Raw genomic sequence first — 16,207 nt, forward strand, 5'->3', positions numbered from 1 at the left:
AGTCAGTTGAACGTTTTGAGCGACAAGCAAACGAGGCATTCCCCATGTTGACACTCACTGGCGTTGGCAAGCGTTACCCGACGGGCGACCGCGCGCTGACCGATATTCACCTATCGCTGCCCAAAGGCCAGGTGATGGCGCTGATTGGGCCATCGGGTGCAGGCAAAAGTACCCTGATCCGCTGCGTCAATCGTCTGGTGGAACCCAGCCAGGGCAGTATCCGCCTGGAAGAGAGCGAGCTGACCAAACTGTCGGGCAGCCGCCTGCGTCACGCACGTCGTTCCATGGGCATGATTTTTCAGGAATACGCCCTGGTGGACCGGCTGACCGTCATGGAAAACGTGCTGTCGGGCCAACTGGGCTATGTCGGCTTCTGGCGCAGCTTCTTGCGCCGCTACCCCCAGGAAGCCGTTGCTGAAGCATTTCGCCTGTTGGAGCGGGTGGGCTTGCCCCATGCCATCGACAAGCGCGCCGACGCGCTGTCGGGTGGCCAGCGCCAGCGTGTCGGCATCGCCCGCGCACTGCTGCAAAGCCCCAAGTTATTGCTGGTGGATGAACCCACCGCCAGCCTGGACCCCAAAACCTCGCGCCAGATCATGCGTCTGATTCGCGAGCTGTGCGCCGAGCGCGAGCTGGCGGCCATCATCAACATTCATGACGTGGCTCTGGCGCAGCAGTTTGCCGACCGCATCGTGGGCCTGCGTGCCGGACAAATCGTCTTCGACGGCAAGCCCAGCGAACTCACCAGCGAGATCCTCACCACCATCTATGGGGAAGAGGACTGGGACACCACGCCCGAGCCCGCCGACGAAGAAGATGAGCCATCGCAGGTAGCCCTTGCGCCCACATCGGCAGCGCCCACGTCGGCAGCCAAAGCACACCATGACGCGCGGCCGCTCACCCAGGTTGCCAGTGGAGGCGCGCTATGAGCACGGCAGACGCCACGGCGCGCCAGCAAGCTGCGCGCCAGGGTCAGTGGCGGCGTTTGCCGCTGATCGAAAACCCACGGCTGCGCTGGGGCCTGGCCATCGGTGTGGTGGTGTATCTGGTGCTGGCGCTGTCGTCGGTGCAGGTCAACTGGGCGCGGGTGGCGGAAGGCTCCGGCCGAGCGCTCAACTTTCTAGGGGCCTTTTTGCAGCCTGATTTCCTCAGCCGCCAGAACGACATCATCGCCGGGTTGATGGAAAGCCTGACCATGACGCTGACTTCCACCGTGATCGGCGTCTTGCTGGCGATTCCGGTAGGGCTGGGCGCGGCACGCAACATTGCTCCGCTGCCCATCTATACCCTGTGCCGCGCCATCATTGCCATCTCGCGGACGTTTCAGGAGATCATCATCGCCATTCTGTTCGTGGTGATGTTCGGCTTCGGTCCGTTTGCGGGCATGCTGACGCTGGCCTTCGCCACCATCGGTTTCATGGCCAAGCTGTTGGCAGAAGATATCGAGGACCTGGACTGGAAACAGGTCGAAGCCGTGCGTGCCACGGGGGCAAGCTGGTGGCAAACCATGAACCATGCGGTGCAGCCGCAGGTGATGCCGCGCTTGATCGGGCTCTCCATGTACCGTCTGGACATCAATTTCCGTGAATCGTCGGTGATCGGCATCGTCGGCGCGGGGGGCATTGGCGCCACGCTGAACACCTCGCTGAGCCGTTACGAATACGGCACGTCGGCAGCGATCCTGCTGATCATCATTGCCATCGTGCTGATGAGTGAATACGCCTCCAGCCATGTGCGCCGCTGGACCCAGTAGCGCTGCGATGCCTTAACCCGTAAAGGAAATTTCCATGCCCGTTTCGAGTTCCCCCCAAGGCGTGCCGCAGTGGCAGCGGCGCACCACCCGTGCCCAGTGGCTCCAGTATGTGGCCTGGCTGGCAGGTATCTGCCTTTTCCTGCTCTGCTGGAAAGTGATCTCCGACAACACCATGTGGGTGTTCGTGGAAGATGCTGGCCGCCAGGGCAGTGACCTGATCAACCGCATGATGCCGCCCCGGTGGGAGTATGCCAGCGTCCTCTGGAAGCCCATGTGGGACACCCTCAACATCGCCACGCTAGGCACCGCGTTGGGCATCGTCATGGCGTTTCCGGTGGCTTTTCTGGCGGCTCGCAACACGACGCCTCACCCGCTGGTGCGCAGCCTGGCGTTGACCATCATCGTTTCGTCACGCTCCATCAACTCGCTGATCTGGGCGATGCTGCTGGTGACCATTCTCGGCCCCGGCGTGCTGGCGGGCATCATTGCCATTGCGCTACGCTCCATTGGGTTCGTGGGCAAGCTGCTTTATGAAGCCATCGAAGAGATCCACCCCACGCCCGTCGAGGCCATCAGCGCCACCGGGGCCAGCCGCCTGCAGGTCATGAACTACGGCGTGTTGCCCCAGGTGATGCCCGCGTTCGCCGGTATCAGCGTGTACCGCTGGGATATCAACATTCGTGAGTCCACGGTGCTGGGGCTGGTGGGCGCAGGCGGCATCGGGCTGCAGCTCAACGCCTCGATCAACAGCCTGGCCTGGAATCAGGTCAGCGTCATCTTCGTGCTGATCTTTGCCACCGTGCTGGTGTCCGAGTGGGTCTCTGCCCGCGTGCGCCACGCCATCATCTGACCGGGAGATACCATGCGCTTTCCTGATGCTGACATCATGACCATCGACCTGATGCGCCACGGTGAGCCACTGGGTGGCCGCATGCTGCGCGGCAGCACCGACCACCCCCTCAGCGAAACCGGTTGGCAGCAGGCCACGGCGGCCGTGATGCGTCACACGGTCGATGGCAGGCCGCCGTTCGATGCCATCGTCAGTTCCCCCCTGGCGCGCTGCCATGAGTTTGCCTTGTGGTTGGGGGAGGAGTTCGACCTGCCCGTGCAGGTGGACGATGACCTGGCCGAGCTCTATCTGGGACGCTGGGAAGGCAAGACCCATGACCAGGTGTTTGCCGAGGAGGGGCACGCGCTGATGAACGCCTTCTGGCACGATCCCACCACGGCAGCGCCGCCGGAAGGGGAAAGCCTGGCGGCGCTGGATGCCCGGGTGAGTGAAGCGTGGCAGCGCCTGCTGAGCCGCCCGCCGGGCAAGCACGTGCTGGTGGTGGCGCATCTGTTCGTCTGCAATGCGCTGCTGCGTCAGGTGATTGCCCAGCCGCTGACCCACGGGCTGGTGATGGACCTGCCTTACGCCGCCATGAGTCGACTACGCCACGAGCGCCATGCGCTGGGCGAAACGACCTTCGTGGAGTGGATCGGGCGCTGAGATGCGTTGCCTGATAAGCCCTTTCGGATGCTCTCCCGTATAGGCGGCTAGCGGGCACGCGTGACCTGAGCCATGATAGAGACACCCTATCGAGGCTTCTCAGGAGTGCCCCATGCCGTTTGCCCGCGTTTATTCCCTCCTGTCTCTGGCCCTGCTGTTAGTACTGGCCGGTTGTGCCAGCAAGGACGTGGCTCCCCCTGCAAAGCCTCCCGTGCAAGGGGGCATGTCACTGGAGCGTGCGCTGATTCTCTCTTATGCCCAGCAATCCATCGGCATTCCTTACCGCTTTGGCGGCAACTCACCGGATGGTCTGGACTGCTCTGGCCTGGTCGAAATGACCTACCGCGCTGCCGGGCTGCGTGTGCCCCGCACGGCGGACGGCCAGTACCGCGCTCTGCCTCGTGTCGATGCCCCCCGCCCAGGCGATCTGCTGTTCTTTGGCGAGGGCAGCAAGGCCACCCACGTGGGCATTTATGGCGGTAATCGCCAGATGATCCATGCCCCGGGCAGTGGCCGTGCCGTGGTCAGCGTTCCGCTGGATATCGACTACTGGCAGCAGCGTTTTCTGGGCGCGGCCTCCTTGGCGCCCTAGCAGCAACCGAAAAGGCTCCGGGATTCACACGCTGCCTTTGCGGATGCCGACACGCGCGTTGATAGAGCGCTGTTGCCGCCAGGAACATAGCGGGCAAGACGGTGTTAATATGGCGAAAAGTCATTAAATTAACGCTGTTTAGACGAGGAGAGCAGAGACGCATGTGCCCGCCCTTGAATGACCCAAAGGAGCAGTCTTTGCCTCACACCGCTACGTCTGCCCATGCGCAAGCCTCGGCGTGGCGCGTGGCAATGTCCACGCTGGATACACAAGACACTGCCTCGCCCAGCGAGTCGGCATTTCGCTATGCCAATGAAGCCATTATCATCACCAATGCCGATAACCGCGTGATGGAGGTGAACCCTGCGTTCAGTGAGCTCACGGGGTTGGCGCTGGACGATGTGCGGGGCAAGACCCCGGAAACGTTCAGTATCCTGCCGCTGGACGACCACCGCAGCGTACGTTTGATGCGTGAAGAGCTGCAGCTACGTGATCGCAGCAAAAGCCAGGTCAGCTACCGCAGCCATGATGGTCAGTTTTATCCCGGCATGATGTCGGTCAATCGCGTCCGCGACACCCAGGGTCGGGTGGATCACCATGTCATGGTGCTGGCCGACCTGTCGGCCATCCCTGCCCATGCGCGGCACCTCAACCGCGAAGTCTATTTCGATGCCTTGACCGGTTTGCCCAACCTGCAGCTGTTGACGCAACTGATTCAGGAGTCGATTCAGCACGCGGAAAACCAGCAGCAGACGCTGGCGGTATGCTCACTGGATATCGACCACTTTCAACTCATCAACGAGCGTCTTGGTCTTCCGGTGGGGGACGAGCTGCTGTCGGCATTTGCGCAGCGCCTCAGCCACTTGCTGTTCGGTGATGACGTGCTGGCCCGCATTGGGGGCGACGAGTTCGTCTTGCTGCTGCATCATGGGGTCGATGACGTGTTTTTCGAGAAGCTGCTGGCCTCCATTCGTCAGCCGCTGATGATCGAAGGGCAAACCGTTTACTTGACCGCGAGCCTGGGCATCACCCGTTACCCCCATGATCATGTGCAGGGGGATGTGCTGTTGCGCCACGCCAACCAGGCCATGTATCGCGCCAAGCAGCGCGGGCGCGATACCTATCACTTTTTCGACCCTCATCACGACCGTTTGCTGCAAGTCCGCCATGAGCAGCGCCAGCGTTTTATGGATGCCCTGACCCACGATGAGCTGCGACTGCACTATCAGCCCCAGGTGGACATGCGCAGTGGTCAGGTCGTCGGCGTGGAGGCATTGATCCGCTGGCAACATCCCGAACGCGGGCTGCTGTCGCCGGGGCAGTTCCTGCCCGCCATCGATGCTACACCGCTGGAAATCGACCTGGGTGAATGGGTGATCGAGCAGGCACTGCGCCAGTTGGCGAGCTGGCAAGTGGCCAACATCGTCCTGCCCATCAACGTCAACATCAGCCCCGCACACCTGCTGACCAGCCAGTTCAGCCAGCGTCTGGCAGCGCTGTTGGCACGCTATCCTTCCGTCTCGCCTGCGTTGCTGAAGCTCGAAGTGCTGGAAAGCGCGGCCATGCATGATGTGACCGCCGCGCTGAAAACCATGGCACACTGCCAAGCACTGGGCGTCAGCTTTGCGATCGATGATTTTGGCACCGGATTCTCATCGCTGACGCATCTGCGTCAACTGCCGGTCAACTTGATCAAGATCGATCAGAGTTTCGTGCGTGACATGCTGGTGGATCACGATGATATGGCGATCGTCGAAAGCGTCATCTACATGGCCAACCGCTTCCAGCGGCCGATGCTGGCCGAGGGGGTCGAAACCCTCGAACATGCCAGGGCGCTGATGGTATTGGGCTGCGAGCTGGCCCAGGGCTATGGTATCGCTCGGCCGATGCCGCCCGAAGCGCTGCCGGGCTGGCTTGAGCAGTGGCCGCTACGCGATGACTGGCATGGTTTGAGCCGCCTGCAGTGAGGCAGGTGGCTCAGGCGGCCTGCTCGGAGGATGGGGGCATGGGCTCGGTCGGATCACTGGGCTCGCCCCCTCGGGCCTGGTTCATCTCGCTTTGCTCTCGGGCAGCTTCAAGGCGGGCTTCCAGCAGGTACTGACGCGCTTGGGCGGCCACCTGCAGGTCCTTGGGTGAGGGGTCGGCGGGGGCAAGGGCTGCGGCAATCACGGTCTGCATTTTTTCGATGGTGGCCTGGGGGTCCCCAGGCACCGGGCCATAGTCGATGGACACTTCACCCGCGACCGCATAGCGCTGCCCATCAGGGCCGATTTCGTACTCGTAGGTGGCGCCTCCCGTATAAGGCCCGCCAACGGTTTGGTGCGCCATTTCGTGCTGGCGCACCGCGCGATCGGTCTGTTTGAGCTGCTCCAGCTGCTGGATCTCTTCGGGTTCCAGTGGGGTGCCGTCGGGGCGGGTGGGGCCCGCCGTTGCCGAGGCCGTTTCATCGCTGGCAGCTTCCTCGTCGGCATCGCCTGTGCGCTGGGCTTGGGGTTCGGCAGTGACCCGTGCGTTGGGCAGGGTCGGCGAAGGCCAGAGCGTTGCGCTGTAGGAAGCGCCGAGTGATGAAAGATCCATGAGCAGTTACCGATATGATGATCGTATCCAGTATGATGCAGTATCAGCGACACTACTCGATTACGCAACGCCATGCCTTCCATTGACGTGATGATCCATTTGACGGCAGCCGAATGCCTAGCCCATTACGAAGGGCAGTACGACAACGTGCGCGCGCGCAGCGTGGATGGCCGCTGGGTGATCTTCCCGGCCACTGCATTGCGCCGCGTAGTGGGACGTGACGGCGTGAATGGCGTGTTTCGACTGTTCTTTACCGATCAGGGTAAATTCCACGATATTGTGCCTTTGGCACCGCATGCCTAGCTGTGCCCGTGGGGTTTTCTCTCTATAATGTAGCCGTGTGCTTCAGGCGTACCCACCTGAATGCCTGCAACCCGCCTACCCGGCAGTGGTTGCCTACTTATCAGGAGATCACCCATGTCTACCTCACCTGTCACCTTGATGGTGGCGCGTCGCGTGGCCAATGGCCGCTATCAGGACTTCATCCGTTGGCTCAACGAAGGCCGTGAGCTGGCTGCCGACTTTCCGGGCTATCTGGGCTCAGGGGTGCTGGCACCGCCCCAGGACGATGACGAATATCAGATCATTTTCCGTTTCGAAAGCGCAGAGCGACTCGCTTCCTGGGAGCACTCCGCTTCGCGCCATGCCTGGCTGCAGCGCGGCAAAGGGCTCTACGATGCACCTCACGAGCACCGCGCTACCGGTCTGGATAGCTGGTTCAACGTGGCCCCCAATGGCGCTGCGCCCCCGCGTTGGAAACAAGCCGTCGCCGTCTGGCTGGCATTTTTTCCTGTCTCATTGCTGTTTCACTGGCTGTTTGGTGGCCTGCTGGCCGAGTGGGCGCTGATTCCACGCGTGTTGCTCAGTACGCTGGTGCTGACGCCCGTGATGGTATTTGTCTTTATTCCGCTTTCAACGCGGTTGCTGGCGCCTTGGCTGCAGGGAAAATGGTCACCGATGGATGTGATTCACCGTATGTGGCAACAGTACAGGACATGACTCGTGGCGATTCTTGTGACCACTGTTTTTAGTGATTTATTATAATTAAAAACAGGTGATTAAGTTTTTTCTAAAATGCGCTGAAAGACGCTTTTCGCAAAGACGTGCTAAATATTCTCAGTGCTCCGATGTCTCGATGGGGTTCAACGCTGCAATAGTGCTAAGCTGAAATCATCAAGCTAACGCGTGCAGTCAATGGATGCTGGCACCAGCCTAAACGCTGAGTACCAAATCGCCTTATGGAGTAGTCATGATCCGCGTACATCACCTGGAAAAATCACGTTCTCACCGAATTTTGTGGCTGTTGGAGGCTCTCGAGCTGGAGTATGACATCGAGGTCTATCAGCGCGACCCGAAAACACAGCAAGCCCCTGACGCTCTTAAAAAAGTGCACCCGTTGGGCAAGTCACCCGTGATTACCGATGGCGAACTGACCGTCGCCGAGTCGGGGGCAATCATCGATTATCTGGTCAACCGATACGGAAAAGAACGTTTCCAGCCCTCGGCGGAGAACAGTAACGAGTGGGTTAATTATCGTTACTGGATGCATTATGCCGAAGGCTCTTTAATGCCGCTGTTGGTGATGGGATTGGTATTTAGTCAAATTCCTAAACAATCGCCGTGGTTCGTCAGGCCCATTGCCCAGGGTATTAGCGGCACTGTTCAAAAACGCTTCCTGCAACCACAGTTGAAACAACATCTTGGCATGATCGAGTCGCACTTGAAGGCCCACGGCAATTTTGCCGGTGAGTTCCCGAGCGGTGCGGACGTTCAAATGAGCTTTCCCATGCAGGCCGTGGCCGCCACCCAATCGCTGGATGCCTTTCCGGCGATTACCGCCTTCGTGGCACGTATTCAGCAGGACCCGGCCTGGCAACGGGTCGTGGAACGCGCAGGGCCACTGACCATGCCCGGTGAGTGACCGCTGCCATGCTGCGCAACGTCGATGGGCGTGCTAGACAGGCCGTTTACCAAGGTTTTCTGATGGTGGTGCTGTTCGGTATGGCATCTCCAGCGGTGGCCGCAGAAATGCTGCGTGTCGGGGTTTATCACAACCCGCCTAAACTGTTTACGGACGACCAGGGGCAATTGCGTGGTGTGCTGGGTGAGCTGCTCTCGGCAATGGCCTTGAAAGAGCAGTGGCAGCTGGAAAGCGTCCCGTGTGATTTTCAACAGTGCCTGACGCTGCTGGAGCAGGATGCCATCGACCTGTTGCCGGACTTGGCGTGGAGCGAAGAGCGTGCCCAGCGCTTCGCCTTTCATGCCGAGCCCGTCATGCACAGTTGGTCACAGCTCTATCAGCCCAGCGACAGCCGCGTCGAGGCCATTCTTGACCTCGAACAACAGCGTGTTGCGGTGGTGGAGGGCTCCATCCAGCAGAGCTATCTGTTGACCGTGACGCAGCGCTTCGACATCGACGTCATGTGGCTGCCGGTGGATAGTTTCGCGGCGGGTTTTCAGGCAGTGGCGCTGGGGGATGCCGATCTGGTGGCCTCCAATCATCTGTTTGGCGACTGGCGAGCCAATGACTATGGTTTGCGTGAAACGCCGATCATTTTCCAGCCTTCACGGCTCTTTTATGCCGCCTCGCCTAGCCTGGACAGCCACATTCTCGAGCGCATCGACGCCACCCTGGTGGAGTGGAAAAACGACGCTGCGTCGACGTACTACGAGACGCTGAGCGCTTGGCGCGCCCACAGCCTGCCTGCACCCTTGGCGCCACGTTGGCTATGGTGGCTGGGTGGCGTGTTGATCGTGGTATTGGTGATAGCGCTGGCGGGCAATGTCCTGCTGCGGCGACGGGAGAGCCTCAACCGGCAGCAGCTCTCTACTCACGAGCATATGCTGACCAGTATTCTGGATAGCGTGGATGCCTATATCTACATCAAGACTCCTGACCTCAAATACCGCTATGTGAACCATCAGATCTGTGACCTGTTTGCTCGGCCGGTCGATCAGATCATCGGCCAGGGGGACGATGCCTTTTTCGATGCGGCCAGCGCTGCAGAAATGGCCGAGGTAGACCGTCGGGTGCTGGCAACAGGCAAGAAAACGACGGTCGAAGAGCATAACGTGCTCCAGGGGGAAGAGCGGGTGCGTACCTTCCTGTCGGTCAAAATGCCGCTGGTCATGTCTCCGGGAGAAGCGCCCAGCCTGTGCGGTATTTCCACCGAGCTGACCGATTACCTGGAGATGCAGTCGCGTACCCACCATCTGGCGTTTTATGATGCCTTGACCGGTTTGCCCAACCGTCGCCTGCTGCTCGAATCACTGGCCGAAGCCACTCACAGCACCTCTGGGGGCTACAGCGCCCTGCTGATCGTGGACCTCGACAATTTCCGTCTGGTCAATGACATACAGGGCCACGACAGCGGCGACCAGCTGCTCGTCAACGTGGCAGAAAACCTGCAGCAGCGGTTGACTCAGGATGCGATCTTGGCACGCTTCAGCAGCGATGAGTTCGTGATTCTGATCAATCGGCTTGGCGAGCAGCAGCATGAGGCTGCTTCCTACGTCGAGCGCGTGGCTCGGCAGTTGCTGGACACCATTTCGCAGTTGCGCAATGACCGAGCGCTACCGATCACGGCCAGCGTGGGGATCGCCCTCTTCGATGGCGCTGGCAACCCCATGAACGGGGTGTTGCAACAGGCCGACATGGCGCTGCAGCAGGCCAAATCATCCGGGGGCAATACGCTGCGTTTCTTCAATGTGGACATGCAGACCAGCGTATTGGAGCGAGCGAGCCTGGAAGGTGATCTGCACCAGGCGTTGCAGCGTCAGGAACTGGCGCTGCATTATCAGGTACAGGTGGATCATCAGGGAGTGACGACCGGCGTGGAAGCGCTGTTGCGCTGGTACCATCCCCAGCGCGGCTGGGTGTCGCCAGGCACGTTCATTCCGCTGGCTGAAGAAAACGGCTTGATCGTGCCCATTGGCTACTGGGTCTTGCGATGTGCATGCGAGCAGTTGGCCAAGTGGTCGAATCAGCCTTCCTACGCGTCGCTGACCGTCTCTGTGAACGTCAGCTCGGTGCAGTTCCAGCAGCCGGAGTTCGTGCGCAACGTGGAAGCCCTGCTGGCCGAAACCCAGGCGCCGCCGGGGCGGCTGGTGCTGGAAGTAACGGAAAGCCTGCTGATGCGAGAGCCCACGCGAGTGCGCAACACCATGCTCAAATTGAGGGCCCAGGGGATTCGCTTTGCGCTGGATGATTTCGGCACCGGCTACTCCTCCCTGAGCTACTTGAAACGTCTGCCTCTGGATGAGCTGAAGATCGATCAGTCTTTCATTCGTGAGCTGTTGACCGACAAGACCGATGCCGCCATCGTCGATACCACGATCCTTCTGGCGGTCAGCCTCGGGCTGACCGTGGTCGCCGAAGGTGTGGAGAAAAAGGAGCAGCTGGACTGGCTGAAAGGGCACGGCTGCTACCGTTATCAAGGCTACCTGTTTGGTCGTCCTACACCGATCGAGTATCTGTTCGAGTCCTACTAGCCGAGCGCGCGCAAGCCTTCGTCTCAAAACGCCTACCCCAGTGAAACGCCCACCACAGCAAAACGCCCACCCCATGGAGGGGTGGGCGTTGCCAGAACGGTGGTCAGGCCGTCAGTGCTCAGCCGTATACCGAAAAGCTGCCTGCGTTGAGCCACAGGTGCACGATGATGCTGGCAATGTAGCCCAGCAAGATGACCGGCGCCCAGCGCAGGTGCCCCATGAAGGTATAGTAGCCGCGTGCCTGGCCCATGACGGCCACGCCCGCCGCCGAGCCAATCGACAGCAGGCTACCCCCGACCCCGGCGGTCAGCGTGATCAACAGCCAGTGCCCGTGGGACATGTCCGGCTGCATGGTCAGTACCGCGAACATCACCGGAATGTTATCCACCACGGCTGACACGACACCCAGCGCAATATTGGCCCAGGTAGCGTCCCAGTTGGTGTACAGCGCGTCCGAGAGTAGCCCCAGGTAACCCATGAAGCCCAAGCCGCCCACGCACATGACCACCCCGTAGAAGAACAGCAGCGTATCCCACTCGGCGCGGGCCACGCGGTTGAAGACGTCGAAGGGCACCACGCCGCCCAGTTGCTCAAGCTTTTTGTTGTCGCCCAGGCGGCTGTAGCGTTCGCGCTTGCGCTCCAGCGAACGGGGCAGGCTTTGGCGCAGGTAGTAGCCAAAGAACTGCAGATAGCCCAAGCCCGTCATCATGCCCAGTACCGGGGGCAGGTGCAGCAGCGTATGGCAGGCGACGGCGGTGGTGATGGTCAGCAGGAACAGCGCAATGATGCGGCGTGCACCGCGCTTGAGCTGCACGTCCTCATAGACACTGTTGGGTTTCTGGTTCTTGATGAACATGCTCATGATGACGGCAGGGATCAGGAAGTTGACCAGCGACGGAATGAACAGGATGAAAAATTCCTGAAACTGGATCAAGCCGGCCTGCCAGACCATGAGTGTCGTGATATCGCCAAAAGGACTAAAAGCACCGCCCGCATTGGCAGCCACCACGATATTGATACACGCGAGATTGATAAAGCGTTTATCGCCTTCTGCCACTTTAGTAATAACGGCACACATCAAAAGTGCCGTGGTCAAGTTGTCGGCAATCGGGGAAAGCATAAAAGCCAAACCCCCGGTCAACCAGAATAGCGTGCGGTAATTGAAGCCTTTACGCAGCATCCATGAACGCAGTGCATCAAAGACTCGACGCTCTTCCATGGCGTTGATATAGGTCATGGCGACCAGCAGGAACAGCATTAGCTCGGTGAACTCCAGCAGCGTCACCCGAAACGCATATTCCGACGTTTCCGACATGCCGTTCTGGACGTACACCCAGCCAATGAGTCCCCATATCACCCCCGCTGCCACCAGCACGGGCTTGGACTTGCGCATGTGGATCTTCTCTTCGGCCATGACCAGCGCGTAGGCCAGCACGAAGATGGCCACGGCAAAAAAGCCAATGGCAGAACTGGTCAAGTCGATCTCGCCCGTGACCGCAAAGGCGGCCGGGCTTGCCAGCAGTAGTAAAGCCGCTAACAAAAAAAGCCAGCCACGAGTCCATCGAGGCTGGCCAGGGTCATGATGCAACGTCAACATGGCGTGTTTATCCTTATAATGATGAGAAGAAAGGGGTTAATAAGCCACGCCAGTTTAACAACCTATATTGCATTGCAATACGGAATAAAACCGAATGAAAAGCGACATGACGTAAGCGATTACGTCTTTTTTTTGAAATTATCCGTTTCGCTAATAGTAAAGTACTCATAACAGTGTCATGAGTAACGGCTGTTGGGTCCCGCCCACTGCTTTAGTCGCCAATGAGCGGGAAAACGCTCGCTAGCGGGTCGCCATGGCCTCTTCCAGCCACCCCAGCTTCATTTGCGGCACCGACGCCAGCAGCGTCTGGGTGTAGTCGTCGAAGGGCGGGGCAAGTACCTCATCACGCTGTCCATAGCGGACGACCTTGCCCTGGTGCATCACCGCGATACTGTCGGCGATGGCTTTTACGGTGGCCAGGTCGTGGGTGATGAACAGATACGCCACGTTCTCTCTTTCCTGCAGACGCAGCAGCAGCTTCAGAATGCCGTCGGCCACCAGCGGGTCGAGCGCACTGGTCACTTCGTCGCAGATGATCAGCTTGGGCTTGGCCGCCAGGGCGCGGGCAATACAGACCCGCTGTTTCTGCCCCCCGGACAGCTCGGCGGGGTAGCGGTCGATGAAGCTTTCTCCCAGTTCGATCTCATCGAGCAGTTCGATGACCCGTTGGCGTCGCGCCTTGCCTTTCAGGCCGAAATAGAACGTCAGCGGGCGGCCGATGATGGTTTCCACCGTGTGGCGTGGGTTCATGGCCACATCGGCCATCTGGTAGATCATCTGCAGTTCACGCAGCGTCTCCTTGCCGCGCTCGCCCAGGGTGTTGGGCAGGGCCCGGGACTGGAAGCTGACCTGCCCCTGGTTGGGCGGCAGCAGGCCGGTGATCACCCGAGCCAGGGTCGATTTGCCCGACCCGGACTCCCCGACGATGGCCAGCGTCTGGCCAGGGCTGACCGCCATGCTGACCTCGTGAAGCACGTTGCCTGCACTGTTGCTGTAGGCGGCGCTGACCTGCTCGATGGCCAGAACCGGCGTGTCTTCCGGCGTCTTGGCCGCATGATCGATAGAGCGCACCGAGACCAGCGCTTGGGTGTAGGGCTCTTGAGGGGCCTCGATGATCTGTCGCGTCGGGCCGTACTCCACCATGGCGCCGTGACGCAGCACCATGATGTCGTCCGCCACTTGGGCCACCACGGCCAGGTCGTGGGTGATATACAGCGCGCCCACTCCCGTCTTGCTGATGGCATGCTTGATGGCGGCCAGAACGTCGATCTGGGTCGTCACATCCAGTGCAGTGGTCGGCTCATCGAAAATGATCAGGTCGGGCTCGGGGCACAGCGCCATGGCCGTCATGGCCCGCTGCAGCTGGCCGCCGGAGACCTGATGCGGGTAGCGGCTGCCAAAGTGTTCCGGGTCAGGAAGGCCCAGCTGGCGGAACAGCTCCACGGCGCGCGCTTCGGCTTCCTTACGGCTGGCCAGGCCGTGGAGCAGGGTGGTCTCGATGACCTGTTCCATCAGCGTATGGGCAGGGTTGAACGCGGCGGCGGCCGACTGGGCCACGTAGCACACCTCTTTGCCGCGCAGCTGGCGCAGCGCCTTGGGCGAGCCGTCGAGAATGTTGCGGCCGTTGACCCAGACTTCGCCGCCCAGGCGTATGCCGCCCCGGCCATAGCCAGCCGGCGAGAGTCCGATGGTGGACTTGCCTGCCCCGGATTCGCCGATCAGCCCCAGCACCTTGCCGCGCTCCAGCGTCAGGTCGACCCCTTTGACGATGTTGATCTCCTGGGGCGGCTCGCCGGGAGGGTAGGCCGTGGCATCGATGGTCAGGTTGCGAATCGTTAACAGCGTATCAGCCACTGCGGCCTCCTTTCAGATCAGTGGTGTGGCGCAGGATCCAGTCGGCCACCAGATTGACCGAAATCGCCAGCACGGCAATGGCGGCGGCGGGAATCAGGGCGGCGGGAACGCCGAACACGATGCCCTGTCGGTTTTCGCGCACCATACTGCCCCAGTCGGCTTCCGGAGGCTGTACCCCCAGGCCCAGAAACGACAGCGACGACAAGAACAGCACGGCAAAAATGAACCGCAGGCCCAGCTCGGCCACCAGTGGCGTCAGCGCATTGGGCAGAATTTCGCGAAAGATGATCCAGCGTTTGCCTTCACCGCGTAGCCGTGCGGCTTCCACGTAATCCATCACGTTGATATTGACCGCCACGGCGCGGGAGATACGAAACACGCGCGTGGAGTCCAGCACCCCCATGATCAGAATCAACATGAGAAGGGTGCTGGGCATGACCGATAGGATCACCAGCGCAAAGATCAGTGTGGGAATCGACATCACGATATCGACCCCTCGGGAAATCAGCTGGTCTATCCAGCCGCCATAGACGGCCGCCAGAATGCCCAGCACCGAGCCAATCGAAAAGGCCAGCGCCGTGGCCAGGGCGGCAATGGTAATGGTCGTACGGGCACCGTAGATCAGCCGCGAGAGTAAGTCGCGGCCCAGGTTGTCGGTGCCCAGCAAAAACTCGGCAGACGGGCCCATCCACATGTCGCCGACGCTCTCGGACATGCTGTAGGGCGCCAGCCAAGGGGCGAAGATCGCCATGATCAAGAAGCTGAAGGTCAGCAGCAGCCCGACCAGCGCGGTCACGGGCATACGCTTCAGCAGCGTTAAGGGTTTCGACATGGTGTTACGTTCCTGTCTGGTCACTGTGGCCTGGCAAGCAGCCGGTCATTTGGGATGACGCAGGCGTGGGTTGGTCAAGATGGCAATGATGTCGGCCAGCATATTGAGCCCGATGTACACCGCCGCAAAGATCAGCCCCACCGCCTGGACCACCGGGACATCGCGCTTCGAGACGTGGTCGATCAAGTACTGCCCCATGCCTGGGTAGACAAAAATCACCTCGACCACCACCACGCCGACGATCAGGAAGGCGAGGTTCAGCATCACCACATTGACCACCGGCGCGATGGCATTGGGAAACGCGTGGCGGGCAATGATGCGGAACGAGCCCAGCCCCTTGAGCTCGGCGGTTTCGATATAGGGGGACTGCATGACGTTGAGAATGGCGGCCCGAGTCATGCGCATCATGTGGGCTAGAATCACCAGCGTTAACGTGGCCGCAGGCAGTGCGATGGCGTGCAGACGTTCACCCAGGCTCATGCCGCCATGCACCGTGGAGACGCTGGGAAACCAGTTGAGCTGGACGGCGAACAGATAGATCAGCAGGTAGCCGATAAAGAATTCCGGCAGGGAAATAGCGGTCAGCGTGGAGCCGGAAATCACCCGGTCCGGCCAGCGGCTCTGGTAGCGCACGGCGACCAGCCCCAGCAGGATGGCCAGCGGCACTGCAACGATCGCTGTCCAGAAGGCTAGAAACAGCGTGTTGCCTGCGCGGCCCCAAAGAGACTGGGCGATATCCTGACGGTTGGACAGGGCAGTGCCTAGATCGCCTTGCAGAATGCCGCCCAGCCAGTCGATGTAGCGTGACCAAGCCGGCTGGTCGAGGCCCAGTTCCCTGCGCAGGTTGTCGACGGCCTGGGGCGTGGCGCTTTGCCCCAGAATCGACTGGGCCACGTCGCCGGGCAGCATCTCGGTGCCCGCGAAAATCAGCACCGACACGGCCAGCAGGAGCAAGAGGCCCAGCGCCAAGCGCTGGGCAATCAGTTTAAGGACAAAAGAGTTCATGGCAGCCTTCCGGG

At 60.5% G+C, this 16,207-nt stretch carries 15 protein-coding genes; 10 read left to right on the forward strand and 5 right to left on the reverse strand.

Annotated elements, in window-relative coordinates:
* Nucleotides 1-44: 44 nt before the first annotated feature.
* The 6 genes from phnC (at nt 45) to IE091_RS05615 (ending at nt 5,804) form a co-directional block, all read left to right on the forward strand.
* Nucleotides 45-929, forward strand: coding sequence for a phosphonate ABC transporter ATP-binding protein (gene phnC / locus IE091_RS05590; RefSeq protein ID WP_189463002.1), 885 nt, complete (start codon nt 45-47; stop codon nt 927-929).
* Nucleotides 926-1,753: a phosphonate ABC transporter, permease protein PhnE gene (gene phnE / locus IE091_RS05595; RefSeq protein ID WP_016915878.1), complete on the forward strand. Its 828-nt coding sequence runs from the start codon at nt 926-928 to the stop codon at nt 1,751-1,753. The genes phnC and phnE (IE091_RS05595) overlap by 4 nt, the downstream gene beginning before the upstream one ends.
* Nucleotides 1,754-1,787: 34 nt before the next feature.
* The gene (gene phnE / locus IE091_RS05600) at nt 1,788-2,603 is read left to right on the forward strand and encodes a phosphonate ABC transporter, permease protein PhnE (protein WP_016915879.1); all 816 of its coding nucleotides are present in this window, start codon (nt 1,788-1,790) and stop codon (nt 2,601-2,603) included.
* A 12-nt stretch (nt 2,604-2,615) separates the two neighbouring features.
* A complete protein-coding gene (locus IE091_RS05605; RefSeq protein WP_039181483.1) occupies nt 2,616-3,245 on the forward strand; it encodes a histidine phosphatase family protein in 630 nt (209 codons plus the stop codon).
* Nucleotides 3,246-3,357: 112 nt separating this feature from the next.
* Nucleotides 3,358-3,837: a C40 family peptidase gene (locus IE091_RS05610; RefSeq protein ID WP_144984320.1), complete on the forward strand. Its 480-nt coding sequence runs from the start codon at nt 3,358-3,360 to the stop codon at nt 3,835-3,837.
* A gap of 251 nt (nt 3,838-4,088) precedes the next feature.
* Nucleotides 4,089-5,804 carry a putative bifunctional diguanylate cyclase/phosphodiesterase gene (locus tag IE091_RS05615; RefSeq protein WP_039181497.1) on the forward strand — a complete coding sequence of 572 codons (1,716 nt, stop codon included), beginning with the start codon at nt 4,089-4,091 and terminating at the stop codon, nt 5,802-5,804.
* 10 nt (nt 5,805-5,814) lie between these two features.
* On the opposite strand, the gene IE091_RS05620 is transcribed toward IE091_RS05615, so the two are convergent.
* Entirely contained in the window at nt 5,815-6,414 is a 600-nt protein-coding gene (locus IE091_RS05620) for a putative metalloprotease CJM1_0395 family protein (RefSeq protein ID WP_039181472.1), read from the reverse strand.
* Nucleotides 6,415-6,486: 72 nt separating this feature from the next.
* Here IE091_RS05620 and IE091_RS05625 point away from each other — a divergent pair, with 72 nt between their 5' ends.
* From IE091_RS05625 to IE091_RS05640, 4 genes are all read left to right on the forward strand, one after another.
* Entirely contained in the window at nt 6,487-6,717 is a 231-nt protein-coding gene (locus tag IE091_RS05625; protein ID WP_039181469.1) for a DUF2835 family protein, read from the forward strand.
* 114 nt (nt 6,718-6,831) lie between these two features.
* A complete protein-coding gene (locus IE091_RS05630; RefSeq protein WP_039181467.1) occupies nt 6,832-7,413 on the forward strand; it encodes an antibiotic biosynthesis monooxygenase in 582 nt (193 codons plus the stop codon).
* 250 nt (nt 7,414-7,663) lie between these two features.
* Nucleotides 7,664-8,335: a glutathione S-transferase gene (locus IE091_RS05635; RefSeq protein ID WP_189463003.1), complete on the forward strand. Its 672-nt coding sequence runs from the start codon at nt 7,664-7,666 to the stop codon at nt 8,333-8,335.
* 62 nt (nt 8,336-8,397) lie between these two features.
* Nucleotides 8,398-10,905, forward strand: coding sequence for an EAL domain-containing protein (locus IE091_RS05640; RefSeq protein WP_189463017.1), 2,508 nt, complete (start codon nt 8,398-8,400; stop codon nt 10,903-10,905).
* Nucleotides 10,906-11,023: 118 nt separating this feature from the next.
* Here the strand turns inward: IE091_RS05640 and nhaD are convergent, their stop codons facing one another.
* The 4 genes from nhaD to IE091_RS05660 all read right to left on the reverse strand — a co-directional run bounded on the left by nhaD (nt 11,024) and on the right by IE091_RS05660 (nt 16,193).
* Nucleotides 11,024-12,502, reverse strand: coding sequence for a sodium:proton antiporter NhaD (gene nhaD / locus IE091_RS05645; RefSeq protein WP_096921589.1), 1,479 nt, complete (start codon nt 12,500-12,502; stop codon nt 11,024-11,026).
* Nucleotides 12,503-12,742: 240 nt separating this feature from the next.
* Nucleotides 12,743-14,356, reverse strand: a complete 1,614-nt coding sequence (locus IE091_RS05650) for an ABC transporter ATP-binding protein (RefSeq protein WP_189463004.1) — start codon at nt 14,354-14,356, stop codon at nt 12,743-12,745.
* On the reverse strand, nt 14,349-15,188 hold the full coding sequence (locus IE091_RS05655) for an ABC transporter permease (RefSeq protein ID WP_189463005.1): 840 nt from the start codon (nt 15,186-15,188) through the stop codon (nt 14,349-14,351). Before IE091_RS05655 ends, IE091_RS05650 begins: the two co-directional genes overlap by 8 nt.
* A gap of 45 nt (nt 15,189-15,233) precedes the next feature.
* Entirely contained in the window at nt 15,234-16,193 is a 960-nt protein-coding gene (locus IE091_RS05660) for an ABC transporter permease (RefSeq protein WP_016915892.1), read from the reverse strand.
* Nucleotides 16,194-16,207: the final 14 nt, after the last annotated feature.

The organism is Vreelandella hamiltonii (assembly GCF_014651775.1).
Lineage (GTDB): Bacteria > Pseudomonadota > Gammaproteobacteria > Pseudomonadales > Halomonadaceae > Vreelandella > Vreelandella hamiltonii.